The following is a 12202-nucleotide window of genomic DNA, read 5'->3' on the forward strand; positions in this document are numbered from 1 at the left end:
CCCCCAAGCCGATGTTCGCCTTCGCGGCGGGCGCCTGGTCGCTCGTGTCGATGGTGACCGCCGCGGCCAACTCGTTCGGCGTCCTCTACGCCCTGCGAGTGGCCCTCGGTATCGCCGAGTCGCCCTTCTTCACATCCGCCCTGAAGGTGAACGAGCGCTGGTTCAACAAGCGTGAGCGCGCCCTACCCGTCGCTCTCGTGAACACCGGCTCACAGATCGCCAACGCGATCGCTCCCCCGCTGCTGACGTTCCTGCTGCTCACCATGAGCTGGCGCGGGATGTTCATCATCGTGGGCGCGCTCGGCATCGTCGTCGCCCTCGTCTGGCTGCGGATCTACCGCGACCCGACACTGCGCGAGCAGGCGATGATCAAGGGCGCTGAGGCTGAGGAGGCGATCGCATCCACGGAACCCAAGGTCGGCTGGGGCGGTCTGCTCCGCCAGAGCAACACATGGTTCATGGTGCTCGGTGCGTTCGGGATCTTCTACACGGTGTGGGTCTACCTCACGTGGCTGCCGAGCTACCTGCAGACGGCCCGCGGCTTCAGCCTCAGCCAGAGCGGATGGCTCGCCTCCCTGCCCTTCCTGTGCGGCATCATCGGCGTCGTCTTCGGCGGATGGCTGTCCAACCGCCTCGTCAGCCGTGGCACGAACACCGTCCGCGCGCGCAAGATCCCCATCGTCGGCGGCGCCGTACTGGCCGCGGCCGCGGTGCTTCCCGTGGCTTACGTCGACAACACGGCGCTCGCGATCGCTCTGCTGTCGCTCGGCTACTTCGCCTCGCAGGTGCCGATCGGATGCCTGTGGACGCTGGCATCCGACGTCGCCCCGTCCAACCAGGTCGCCTCGCTCGGCGCGATCCAGAACTTCGGCGGCTTCGTCGGGGCGGCCGTCGCGCCGGTCGTGACCGGTGCGATCCTGACCGCGACGGGGGGCAACTACACGCTCGTCTTCCTCATCGGCGGAGTGCTGTTGCTGGTCGGGGCGCTGTCGTACGGTCTGTTCGTGAAGGACCGCTCGGGCCACACCGCCTGAGCCCGCGGCGAGGGGCGGCGACGCCCCTCGCCACCTCCAGGAGCGTCACATGACTTCGCATCTCTTCTTCGTCATCGGCCCGGCCGGCAGCGGCAAGTCGACCGTCAGCACCCTCATCGCGCGCCATCTCGGAGCCGCATATCTCGACAAGGACAGCGTTGCGACGTTGTTCACCGAGGCACTGCTCACCGCTCACGGCAGCGATCCGCACGAACGCGACAACAACGAGTACTACCAGCACGTCGTGATGGACCTGGAGTACCAGACGCTCCTCCGCCTCGCCGGCGACAACCTGCGCGTCGGCACGCCCGTCGTGCTCGACGCGCCGTTCGTGCGCTATTTCCCACAGGAGGACTTCCTCGAGAAAGCCGCCGCCGATCACGGCTGGCCCTCCGACATCCGCATCACCGTGGTCCACGTGACCGTCGACGGTGAGCGCGTGCGCGACCGCGTCGCCGGCCGCGGCTACGAGCGCGACGGGTGGAAGCTGGCCCACTGGGACGAATTCTGGGCGACCGCGCAGGCCTCCGAATGCCGCTGGCGCGGCGCGCATCACGCTCTCTACGACAACGGCGCCGACGGACGCGACGACGCGGCGGTGCGCTCCGCGATCGCCGCTCTCGTCTGAGCGGCGAGCCACGCGGCGCCCCGCAGCGCGGCATCGGTGCCCGCGCGCGCGATCTCGATCCGCACCTCGGCGAAGGGCGGGCGCAGGCACGCCCGCAGCCCCTCGGTGAGGGGCTCGACAAGCGCCGCTCCCAGTTCGGAGACGCCGCCGCCGAGCAGCACCGTTCCCGGGTCGACAGTGGCGATCACCGGAGCGAGCGACGCGCCCAGCTCGTCGGCGGCCGCCGCGATCACGTCAGCGGCCACTCTGTCGCCCTCCCTCGCGCGTCGAGCGACCTCTCGCAGAGGCACCACGCTGCCCGTACGCTCCGCAAAGGAGCGCTCGATACCCGGTCCGCTCGCGAAGGCCTCGATGTGGTCTCGACCGCCGCACGAGCACACCCGCCCGCGCATCGTGGCTGCGCGCAGATGCCCGATCGATCCCGGCATCCCGGATGCGCCGCGCAGGAGCGCACCCTCGGACACGACGGCTCCTTCGATGCCCGTCCCCCACGGGAACAAAGAGGAACCGTTCGCCGTTCGAAATCGAGGGCGACCTTCCCCGAGCGCCGCTGGCGTGGACGTCGTTGACGACGATGACCGGGATGCCGAGTCGCGCCACGAGTCCTGCGGCCACCGGGGTGCCGCGCCAGCCGGCGAGATGATCCGTGGCGTGCGTGACGGCGCCGTCCTCATCGAAGGCCCCTGCACTGCCGACGCCGACCGCCGCGACCGGACCGGCGGCACCGACCACCTCGCGCACGAGCGCTGCCGCCGCATCGAGGATGGCTGCGGCGCCCTGCGCTGCCGGAGTGGGCCGCTGGATACGGTGGCTGATCTGCCCGGACGCGTCCACGAGGGCTGCCGCCGTCTTGGTGCCACCGATGTCGACGGCGACGACGGAAGGTGAGGTGCTCTGCTCCCGGACGCTCATCGCGCGCCCGGAGTCACAGCGACGAAGCGGCGCGTGATGGCGATGGGGTCGGTGATCGCTCCCCCCACGACGACGGCGTGGGCGCCGACCTCGAAGGCCGCTGCCACGTCGGTGGGCGCCTGGAAGCGGCCCTCCGCGAGCACGCGAACGCCGCGCGCCGCGAGTCTCGCGACGAGGTCGAGGTCGGGCCCGCTGTGCTGTGGCGAGTAGGGGGTGTAGCCCGACAGCGTCGTGCCGACGAAGGTGGCCCCGGCATCCCACGCGGCCATCCCCTCATCGAACGTCGACACGTCCGCCATCACCGCGACGCCCGCGTGCGTGATCGCACTGCGCACGCGCGCCGCGACGTCCGCGACGACTTCGAGGGTGGCATCCACTGCGACGATGTCGGCTCCGGCATCCACGAGCGCGACGACCTGCTCATCGGTCTGCGTGATCACGTTCCGGCGCACCCCCATCCGCTTGTCGAGCCCGATGATCGGGACGTGCGTCGACTCTCGCACAGCAGCGATGTCGTGCACGCCGTTGACGCGCAGCGCGGCAGCGCCCCCGCGCAGCGCACTGGCAGCCAGCCGCGCGATCGTCGGCGTATGACGCAGCGGGGATCCGTTCGATGCCTGACACGAGACGATCAGGCGTCCGGCGACCGCGACGACGGCGTCTTCACTTGAGCGCACCGGCACCGACACCTCCTACGAAGTAGCGCTGGAAGACGACGAACAGCACCAGCGCAGGAAGGGTGAACAGAACGGATGCCGCCATCAGCGGGCCCCACTCCAGGTTCCGCTCCCCGAAGAACGAGTACAGACCGATGGACAGTGTGTACTTGCTCGCATCATTGAGATAGATGAGCGGATTGAGGAAGTCGGTCCATGCCCACACGAACTGGAAGATCGCGGCGGTGATGAGGGCCGGGCGTGCCTGCGGGAGAACGATCGACCAGTAGATCCGCAGCTCGGAGGCCCCGTCGATCCGGGCAGCCTGCAGCAGCTCGTTGGGTACGGAGGTCAGGAACTGCCGCAGCATGAAGATGAGAAACGGCGTGCCGAAGAAGGCCGGCGCGACCAGCGGGATGATGCTGTTGGTCGCCCCGAGGCCGTTCCACATCAAGAACAGCGGGATCATCGTGACCTGCGGCGGCAGCATCATCGTCGCCATGACGATCACGAGCAGGGGCCGCTGACCGCGCCACCCGATCTTCGACAGCGAGTAGGCCACGAGCGGCGAGGCGATGAGCATGCCCAGCACGGACAGACCCGCGATGACGACCGTGTTCAGCAGGTACTGCCAGAACGGGATCTCGTCGAACACCGCGACGAAGTTCTGCAGCGTCCATTCGGTGGGCCACAGCGACGGGGGTGCGCTGAAAATGTCGTCGGGCAGCTTGAACGCAGTGCTCAGCATCGACAGGAACGGGAAGACGAACGCCAGCGCAAGCAGCCAGACCGCGAGGTAGCGGGCGGTGGTGCGCGCGGCGCGGCGCCGCGCCGCGCGCGGACGGGCGCCGCCGATCGGCCGCGGGTCAGTCGCGGTCAGAGCCATAGTGGACCCATTTCTTCGAGGACCACAGCAGCAGGAGCGTGATCGCGAGAGTGAGCAGGAACAGCACCCAGGCCATGGCCGATGCGTAGCCCATCTTCAGGAAGACGAAGGCGTTCTGGTACAGGTACATCGCGTAGCTGATCATCGATTGGCCCGGTCCCCCGCTCGCCTCGTTGAGCCGCGTCTGGGTGAGCAGATACGGCTGCGTGAAGATCTGGAGGTAGGCGATCACGGTCACGATGACCTGGAAGAGCGTGACCGGCGAGATGGTCGGCCATGTGATGTAGCGGAACCGGGCGAACCAGCCGGCGCCGTCGAGTTCGGCGGCCTCGTAGAGCTCGGCAGGGACGTCCTTGATCGCGGCGAGGTAGATGATCATGGTGCCGCCGATCGTCCACAGACACATCAACACGATCGCCGGCTTGCCCCACTGGGGCTGTTCGAGCCACTCCGGCTGCGGCAGGTGCAGCAGGCCGAGGAAGTAGTTGACGAACCCGTACTGGGTGTTCAGCAGCCATCGCCACAGGTACCCGCCGACCACGATCGGCACGATCGTGGGCAGATAGACGAGGGCGCGGTACAGCGGTTGACCGCGCACCGGAAGGTTCAGCAGGTGGGCACCGGCGATGGAGATGAGGATCGTGAGCGGCACGCCGAGGACCGTGAGGAACAGCGTGTTGGCCAACGCCTTCCAGAAGGTGTCGTCCCGCATCATCTGGGCGTAGTTGTCCAGCCCGACCCACGAGGGCGGCTGGAAGAGGTTGAAGTCGGTGAAGCTGTACACCGCCGAGGCCAGCACCGGCCACACGATGAACACAGCGGCGCCGATGAGGAACGGCGACGCGAACGCCAGACCCAGAAGGGTCTGGCGTCGCGCGCCGCGGGGGGCGGTCGGTGCCATCAGTACGAGGAGACCTTGCCGGCGACGGACGCCAGCGCCTTGTCAGGGCTGGTGACGCCGCGGACGATGTCGTCGAAGGCGGTCGCCAGGTCGGTGGAGTACTGAGCGCTGTAGGGCTGGCTCGCGAGCGACTTCGCGTTGGGGCTCGCGAGCGCCTTCAGCCAGGAGTCGAAGTGGGGGATCTCGGCGTAGGCGGGGTCGTCCAGCAGCGCCGTCTTGGAGGGCAGGTTGCCGAGCGCGAGCGTGAAGTCGACCATCGGCTTGTCCTGCACCATGTACGCGAGGAACTTCGCCGCCTCGGCCTTGTGCTTCGAGTTGCTCGGGATGAACAGCGTGCTCGTCGTCACCTGCGTCGTACCGGCGAGCGCGGGGGTGGCCGCCGGGATGTCGATCACGCCCCAGTTGAGGTTCGGAGCGACCTTGGGGATGTTGACCGCCTGCCATTCGCCGTCGACGACCATCGCCTGCTTGCCCGTGTAGAAGGGGTCCTGCGCGGACATGTACTGACCGAGACCCGACGCGAAGGTCGCGATCTTGTCGGCACCGAACGTGTCGGTCAGCGTCCTCGTGTACCAGTCGAGCGCTGCCACGTTCTGGGGGTCGTCGGGGGTGGGGGTCTTGCCGTCGGCGCCGTCCCAGGTGCCGCCGAAGGCGTAGCCGAGGGTCGTGAACAGAGTGGATGCCGAAGGGTTGCCGAGCCCGATCTGCGTGATCGCCCCGCTGCCGTCGACGACGGTCAGCTTCTTCACGGCATCCGCGAGTTCGTCCATCGTCGTCGGGGGCTTCACGCCCGCCTTGTCGAGGAGGTCCTTGTTGTACATGAGCTGCTGGGTGTGCACCGCGATGGGGAGCGCGTAGATCTTGCCGTCGAAGGTCATCTGCTCCATGGATGCCGGTGCGAACGCGGACGTGTCGACCTTCTCGGCCGCGAGGTAGTCGTCCAGGGGCGCGAGGATCCCCTTGGAGGCCCACGAGCCCACGGTGTTGCCGAAGTTGTCGGAGATGTCGAAGCTGCCGTTGCTGGAGGACATCGAGGTGAGCTGCTTCTGGGCATCGGGGCTCGAGACACCGACGACCTTGATGTCGGACTGGCTGGCATTGAAGTCGGCGATGATCTTCTCCAGCGCCTTCGCCTCCTCGCCGCCCCACAGGTAGGAGAAGGTGATCGTGGTCGGGCCGGAGGGAGCGGCAGCCGCGCAGCCTCCCAGAGCGACGGACGCCGCGAGGACGCCGGAGAGCGCGACGGCGCGGGTGAGGACCCGCCGTCCCGTGGTGGTCAGTTCCATGGTGTTCCTTCGAGGTGCGTGGGTTCGGGTGATGAAGCTCGGTAGGAATTGGTGTACTCCATTTTTTCGAAGTGTGTCAAGAGATTCCCCAAAAGTCATGTTTCTAGCGCCTCGACACACGGTCTGATTCTGTGTAATGGTTAGATCCAATTCGCACACGGCAGCGGATGTCCCCCTGCCGAGGATCCGCGGGAGCACGATGACCGACGCGCAGCACAGCAAGTCCGAACGCTTACGACAGCACCTCGTCGAGGTGATCGGGCAAGGCCTCGAGCCCCATTCCCGTCTGCCCACCGAACGCGACCTGGCGACCGAGTTCGACGTCAGCCGGCTCACCGTCCGCCGCGCGCTCGACCGCCTGGAGCACGACGGGCTGGTCTATCGCGTGCAGGGTGCCGGCACGTTCGTCGCCGCACCTCGCATCGCCAAATCCGTGGAGCTGACCTCGTTCAGCGAGGACATGCGCGCGCGGGGACTCGAGCCGGGCTCGTCCGTGCTCGTGACCGAGACGATCCCGGCGGGAGCACGCCTGGGCGCGCGGCTTCGTATGAGCCCGTCGGAGGAGGTCTTCCACATCCGCCGCGCGCGCACGGCCGACGGGGAGCCCATGGCCCTCGAGGACTCGTACCTCAACCCGTCGTTCTTCCCCGGGCTGATCCAGAACGTCGGGAACGACTCGCTCTACCGGATCCTGGAGCAGCAGTACGGCATGCGGATCGAGTGGGCCGAGCAGAGCATCCAAGCGAGCGTCCTGGACCCCGAGCAGGCCGACATCCTGCAGGCACCGGCGTTCTCGCCCTGCTTCTTCGTGACCCGCACCAGCTTCGACGCGCAGGACCGTGCGATCGAGTACGCCGAGTCGACCTATCGCGGCGATCGCTACCACTACGAGCTCCAGATCCATCGTTCGCGCTGAGGAAGCAGGACCCACCGCATGCGAATCGCCCTCGTTCCCCTCGACGAGCGACCGGTCAACATCCAGCTGCCCCGGCAGGTCGCCGCCATCGCGGGCGTCGACCTGCTGATCCCGCCCGCAACCGCACTCCCCTCCTTCCGGGCGCCAGCCGACGTCGACGCGTTGCACGCGTGGCTTCGCGAGCTGGCCGCCGCGGAAGGCGACAGCGTGAACCGCCTGATCGTCTGCATCGACACGCTCGTACACGGCGGCATCATCCCGGCGCGCATCACGGCGGATTCGCCGCGTGTGGCGCTGGACCGGCTCGACCTTCTGCGAGAGCTGCACGAGGTTCGCGCCGCCGCCGACACCCCCGCGCTCGTCATCACCGCGGCATCCCTGGTCATGCGCGCCAGCGACTCCTTCTCGGCCGTCGAGGAACCCGAGTACTGGAGCACGTACGGCCGTACGCTGCACGCCTTCGGCGGTGCGCTCCATCGCGCGCTGGAAGCCGATCTGCTCGCGGGCGATCCTCCGCAGGTTCCTGCCCTCGCGGTCCCGCGCGCCGAGCAGAGCGATTTCGAGCGCCGCCGCCTGCGCAACCACATCATCAACCTCGCCGCGCTCGGTCTGCACGAGGAGGGCGTCATCGATGCCCTCGCGGTGACCGCCGACGACACCGCCGCCTTCTCGGCCGGGTCGGTCGAACAGGCCTGGCTGCGTCACTGGGCACGCGCCCTGCCGCGCGGCGGCGAGGTGATGATGTATCCCGGCGCCGACGAGGTGGGCGCCGTCCTCGTCGCACGCGCGCTCGTCGCCGCCGGAGGCGCCCGCCCGACGTGGCGGGTCGCCTGCGGCGAGGACGACGGCCTCACCCGCATCCCGAACTTCGAGAACGCCCCCGTGCGCGACAGCCTCGTGCGACAGATCGTCGCCGCCGGCGGCATCGTCGCCGAGGACGACGGCCGGGTCGACGCCGTGCTCGTCGCGCACGCACCCGATCCCGAGCACGGCGACTGCTTCGGCAGCGTGCCGCGCTCCGATCCGGCGGCCGTCGAGGCGACCGTGTCGGCAGTGCGCGACGCGCTCGCATCCGGTGCCATCGTGGCGCTCGCAGATGTCCGCTACAGCAACGGCAGCGATCCGGCGCTCGTGGAACGACTCGCCGCGGAGGGGCTGCTGCTGCGGCTGACCTCGTACGGCGGCTGGAACACGGCCGGCAACGCGATCGGCGGCGCCGTCGCCGCTGCGACGGCCTGGTGGGTCGGCCGCCGCGACGGCACCGCCGACCCGCGTGCCCTCCGAGAGGCGCTGCTCACCCGGATCCTCGACGACCACGCCTACCAGAGCGGCATCCGCCCGGCCCTGCACGAGAGTGTCTTCGGCGGCGCGATCGGTCCGGTCGACGACGACACCGAAGCCCGAGCCCTCCGCCGCATCGGCCAGGAGCTCCAGAACCGCCTGGACGATCTGCTCGCCGGCGACGACGCCTGGACGGTCGTCTCGGTCGCGCTGCCCTGGCATCGCAGCTTCGAGATCGACATCGCGCTGGCACCGCGCTGAGCGAACCGGACGCACTACGCTTTTGCCTGTGACCGAACGCGCTCCCCTGTCCCGCAAGCTGTCCGCCATCGCCGAGTCCGCGACCCTGAAGGTCGATGCGAAGGCGAAGGCCCTGCAGGCGGCCGGCCGCCCCGTCATCTCCTACGCGGCCGGCGAGCCCGACTTCGCGACGCCGCAGTTCATCGTGGATGCCGCCGCGCACGCCCTCCACGACCCCGCCAACTACCGCTACACGCCCGCCGCCGGCCTGCCCGTGCTGCGCGAGGCGATCGCGGCGAAGACGCTGCGCGACTCGGGCCTGGAGGTCACCGCCTCGCAGATCATCGTCACCAACGGGGGCAAGCAAGCCGTCTACCAGGCGTTCCAGGCCGTGGTGAACCCGGGCGACGAGGTGCTGCTGCCGGCGCCCTACTGGACGACCTATCCCGAGGCCATCGCGCTCGCCGACGGCATCCCCGTCGAGGTCTTCGCGGGCGCCGACCAGGACTATAAGGTCACCGTCGACCAGCTCGAGGCTGCGCGCACCGACAAGACGACGGTTCTCGTGTTCGTGTCGCCCTCGAACCCGACCGGCTCGGTCTACACGCCGGAAGAGACGAAGGCGATCGGCGAGTGGGCGCTCGCGCACGGCATCTGGGTGGTCAGCGACGAGATCTATCAGAACCTCGTCTACGAAGGGGCGCGGGCGGTGTCGATCGTCGACGCGGTGCCGGAGCTCGCCGGACAGACGATCCTCGTCAACGGGGTCGCCAAGACGTATGCGATGACGGGCTGGCGCGTGGGCTGGATGGTCGGTCCGGCCGACGCAATCAAGCTCGCCGGCAACCTCCAGTCGCACCTGAGCTCGAACGTCAACAACGTCGCGCAGCGCGCGGCGCTGGCCGCACTCACCGGGCCGCAGACCGAAGCCGAGGACATGCGTCAGGCTTTCGACCGCCGGCGCCGGCTGATCGTGTCGGAGCTCGCGAAGATCCCGGGCGTCACGGTGCCCAACCCGCTCGGCGCGTTCTACGTCTACCCGGACGTGACGGGCCTGCTCGGACGGGAGTGGAACGGCACGCGGGTCGACACCTCGCTCGAGCTCGCCGATCTCATCCTCGACCAGGCCGAGGTCGCGGTCGTTCCCGGCGAGGCGTTCGGACCGTCGGGATCCTTGCGCCTGTCCTACGCGCTCGGTGACGACCAGCTGCTGGAGGGCGTCCAGCGCCTGCAGAAGCTGTTCGGCCTCGACTGATCCGCGACCTCCGCACACTCAGACAGCACATAGCTGGACGGAGAACGATCGGACTCCATGCGCCCGTCGACATCCTCCCTCCTTGTGGCGTCGCGCAGATCGCGCCGCCGCCGCAACGCGCTGCTCGCGCCGTCTGAACGACCGGCGACCAAGCTGGTCGTCGGGCTGGCGACGATCGTCTTCCTCATCAGCGCGGGGCTGGCTCTGCGCGCCGCGCCCATCGACGCGGACCTGTCGCGCGCGATGAACGGCTGGCACATCGATGGTCTCGGCCAGGTCACCGCCCTCGTGTACGACCTGTTCTCTCCTGTGCCGGCGATCGTCATCACCGTGATCGTCACCGGCATCGTGTGGGCGTTGAGCGGGCGACTGGCGCTGGCGATCGCCTTCGCCGGCACGATTGCGCTGACCTGGATCCCGTCCGACATCGTCAAGATCGCGGTCGGTCGCCCGCGTCCGGATGCGACACTGCTGCCGCATCCGGTGACGCAGATGCCGGTCGACCCGTCCTATCCCAGCGGGCACGTGGTCTTCGTCACCGCGCTGGTGCTCACGCTGGTGCTCATGCTGAAGGGCACGCGATGGCACCGGCCCGCGGTCGTGCTCGGCACGATCGCCGTCGTCGTGGTCGTGTTCTCCGTCGCGATCCTCGGCGTGCACTACCCCACCGACGCGCTCGCATCGGTGCTGTGGGCGCTGGGCGTCTTTCCGGCAGCCCGCATCGTCTGGGTGCGCATGCTCATGCCGCTCGTCCCCTTCCTGCGGGAAGTGCCGCGACCCGAGCCGGCCGAGGCCGCTCCGGGACCCCGCCGCCACGGCGAGCCCGGAGAGATCTAGAGTTCGACGCCCACCAGCACCGGTTCGGGCTGCAGCAGCAGACCGAACTCGGACTGCACCCGGTGCTGGATATAGCGCGCGAGTTCGGCGATCTCGCCGGCGGTCGCCCCGCCACGGTTCGTGAGGGCGAGCGCGTGCTTCGTCGACAATCCGGCTCGAGAGCGTGGCAGCCGGAAGCCTTTGCCGAGACCGGCGTGTTCGATCAGCCAGGCGGCGCTCACCTTGACGTCGGGCTGAACCGAGACCGGCGGGGGCACGACGCCGTCGAAGGCGGCCAGAGGGATGACGGTGACGGGTTCGATCTCCACGGCCATCGGCCAGCGCGGGCACTCGGGCGGAAGGGTTCGCGCGAAGGATGCCGAAACGATCGCGTTCTGGAAGAAGGATCCGGCGCTGTGGGTGTCGGGATCGGCGTCGTCGAGCACCATGCCCTTGGCAGCCCGCGTCGCCAACACCGTCTCGCGGATCCACCGGAGCGACACCGCGGCATCCGGGGCCAACCGCAGTGCCTGACGCAGCTGAGCGCCGCGCACGGGGACCTCGCCGTCGCCGACCTCCTGCAGCTCGAGCGTGATCGAGACGATGACACCCGCGCGCTGGGCGCCGCGACCGTAGTGCTGCTTGAGCACCGACGTGCGAAAGCCCAGTTCGAGGGCGGCCGCCGAGACGATCTCCACCTCACCCGTCGCCTCATCGAGCAGTTCGACCTCCACCAGCGTCTCGACGATCTCCTGGCCGTATGCCCCGATGTTCTGGATGGGGGCCGCACCGGCCGATCCGGGGATGCCGCTCATCGCCTCGATCCCGGCTAGGCCTGCCGCGACGGTGTACTCGACGAGGTCGTCCCAGTTGTGCCCCGCTTCGACGCGCAGGCGGACGTGACCCTCCCGAGCACCCTCCACGCGCTCGATGCCGGAGGTCCGCATCAGCACGACGGTTCCGTCGAAGGGCTCGTCGCCGGCGAGCAGGTTGGAGCCGCCGCCGAGCACGAGCCACGGCTCACCCTGCGACCAGGCCTCTCGCAGCGCCGAGACGAGCTCGTCGCGGGTGCGGGCCTCGACCATCCGCAGGGGGGTGCCCCCGACGCGGAGCGTCGTCAGGTCGGCGAGCGGAATCGGCGTGATCTCGGCCATCAGGACTGGTGGCGCACGCGCACCTGCGCCTTGCCGAGCACGGTCGTGTCACCGAACGTCACGGTGAGGTCGATGCGCACTGCCTCGTCGTCGACCGCGCCGACCTTGGCGGAGACGAAGAGATCGGCTCCGTGTTCGGCTTCCACGACGACGGGACGTGTGAAGCGCACGCCGTAGTCGACGATGCGTCCCGCGTCGCCGAGCCACTCGACGATGGTCTCGACGGCGAGGCCCATC

12 protein-coding genes and 2 pseudogenes are annotated in these 12202 nt (G+C 69.0%); 6 read left to right on the forward strand and 8 right to left on the reverse strand.

What is annotated here, in order from left to right:
- Positions 1–1034: MFS transporter (locus tag I5I_RS01490; RefSeq protein WP_036315562.1), on the forward strand; the 1034-nt coding region annotated here is incomplete at its 5' end.
- Positions 1035–1083: 49 nt separating this feature from the next.
- On the forward strand, positions 1084–1662 hold the full coding sequence (locus tag I5I_RS01495; RefSeq protein WP_051039412.1) for an AAA family ATPase: 579 nt from the start codon (positions 1084–1086) through the stop codon (positions 1660–1662).
- Here I5I_RS01495 and I5I_RS17750 read toward each other — a convergent pair.
- The 6 genes and pseudogenes from I5I_RS17750 to I5I_RS01520 all read right to left on the reverse strand — a co-directional run bounded on the left by I5I_RS17750 (position 1596) and on the right by I5I_RS01520 (position 6303).
- A complete protein-coding gene (locus tag I5I_RS17750) occupies positions 1596–2126 on the reverse strand; it encodes an ROK family protein (RefSeq protein ID WP_187289898.1) in 531 nt (176 codons plus the stop codon). The genes I5I_RS01495 and I5I_RS17750 overlap by 67 nt on opposite strands.
- Before the next feature lie 145 nt (positions 2127–2271).
- Positions 2272–2574 (reverse strand): annotated as a pseudogene (locus tag I5I_RS17910) (ROK family protein); the annotation flags it as partial.
- Positions 2571–3257 (reverse strand): N-acetylmannosamine-6-phosphate 2-epimerase, encoded by a 687-nt coding sequence (locus I5I_RS01505; protein WP_239639988.1) that lies wholly within the window; start codon positions 3255–3257, stop codon positions 2571–2573. The pseudogene I5I_RS17910 and the gene I5I_RS01505, both read right to left, overlap by 4 nt.
- Positions 3238–4116, reverse strand: a complete 879-nt coding sequence (locus I5I_RS01510) for a carbohydrate ABC transporter permease (RefSeq protein ID WP_051039415.1) — start codon at positions 4114–4116, stop codon at positions 3238–3240. Before I5I_RS01510 ends, I5I_RS01505 begins: the two co-directional genes overlap by 20 nt.
- A complete protein-coding gene (locus I5I_RS01515; RefSeq protein ID WP_036315549.1) occupies positions 4097–5017 on the reverse strand; it encodes a carbohydrate ABC transporter permease in 921 nt (306 codons plus the stop codon). The genes I5I_RS01510 and I5I_RS01515 overlap by 20 nt, the downstream gene beginning before the upstream one ends.
- Positions 5017–6303 carry an ABC transporter substrate-binding protein gene (locus tag I5I_RS01520; RefSeq protein WP_051039416.1) on the reverse strand — a complete coding sequence of 429 codons (1287 nt, stop codon included), beginning with the start codon at positions 6301–6303 and terminating at the stop codon, positions 5017–5019. Before I5I_RS01520 ends, I5I_RS01515 begins: the two co-directional genes overlap by 1 nt.
- A gap of 199 nt (positions 6304–6502) precedes the next feature.
- Here I5I_RS01520 and I5I_RS01525 point away from each other — a divergent pair, with 199 nt between their 5' ends.
- The 4 genes from I5I_RS01525 to I5I_RS01540 all read left to right on the forward strand — a co-directional run bounded on the left by I5I_RS01525 (position 6503) and on the right by I5I_RS01540 (position 10832).
- On the forward strand, positions 6503–7219 hold the full coding sequence (locus I5I_RS01525; RefSeq protein ID WP_036315553.1) for a GntR family transcriptional regulator: 717 nt from the start codon (positions 6503–6505) through the stop codon (positions 7217–7219).
- A gap of 18 nt (positions 7220–7237) precedes the next feature.
- Positions 7238–8761, forward strand: coding sequence for a DUF4127 family protein (locus tag I5I_RS01530; RefSeq protein WP_051039417.1), 1524 nt, complete (start codon positions 7238–7240; stop codon positions 8759–8761).
- A 28-nt stretch (positions 8762–8789) separates the two neighbouring features.
- Positions 8790–9995, forward strand: coding sequence for a pyridoxal phosphate-dependent aminotransferase (locus I5I_RS01535; protein WP_051039418.1), 1206 nt, complete (start codon positions 8790–8792; stop codon positions 9993–9995).
- Between the two features lie 84 nt (positions 9996–10079).
- Complete coding sequence (locus I5I_RS01540; protein WP_239639989.1) at positions 10080–10832, forward strand: phosphatase PAP2 family protein; 753 nt, start codon at positions 10080–10082, stop codon at positions 10830–10832.
- On the opposite strand, the gene I5I_RS01545 is transcribed toward I5I_RS01540, so the two are convergent.
- Together I5I_RS01545 and I5I_RS01550 are read right to left on the reverse strand one after the other, a co-directional pair.
- Positions 10829–11965: a UDP-N-acetylmuramate dehydrogenase gene (locus I5I_RS01545; RefSeq protein WP_036315559.1), complete on the reverse strand. Its 1137-nt coding sequence runs from the start codon at positions 11963–11965 to the stop codon at positions 10829–10831. The two genes, I5I_RS01540 and I5I_RS01545, sit on opposite strands and share 4 nt — an antisense overlap.
- Positions 11965–12202: pseudogene (locus I5I_RS01550) on the reverse strand (acyl dehydratase); the annotation flags it as partial. The pseudogene I5I_RS01550 and the gene I5I_RS01545, both read right to left, overlap by 1 nt.

The organism is Microbacterium sp. B24, from assembly GCF_000333415.1.
Lineage (GTDB): Bacteria > Actinomycetota > Actinomycetes > Actinomycetales > Microbacteriaceae > Microbacterium.

Bases quoted from the DNA above. Each gene is read 5' to 3' on its own strand.
- I5I_RS01495 (WP_051039412.1), top strand. From the start codon at position 1,084: ATGACTTCGCATCTCTTCTTCGTCATCGGCCCGGCCGGCAGCGGCAAG.
- I5I_RS01510 (WP_051039415.1), bottom strand. From the start codon at position 4,116: ATGGCTCTGACCGCGACTGACCCGCGGCCGATCGGCGGCGCCCGTCCG.
- I5I_RS01515 (WP_036315549.1), bottom strand. From the start codon at position 5,017: ATGGCACCGACCGCCCCCCGCGGCGCGCGACGCCAGACCCTTCTGGGT.
- I5I_RS01520 (WP_051039416.1), bottom strand. From the start codon at position 6,303: ATGGAACTGACCACCACGGGACGGCGGGTCCTCACCCGCGCCGTCGCG.
- I5I_RS01525 (WP_036315553.1), top strand. From the start codon at position 6,503: ATGACCGACGCGCAGCACAGCAAGTCCGAACGCTTACGACAGCACCTC.
- I5I_RS01530 (WP_051039417.1), top strand. From the start codon at position 7,238: ATGCGAATCGCCCTCGTTCCCCTCGACGAGCGACCGGTCAACATCCAG.
- I5I_RS01545 (WP_036315559.1), bottom strand. From the start codon at position 11,965: ATGGCCGAGATCACGCCGATTCCGCTCGCCGACCTGACGACGCTCCGC.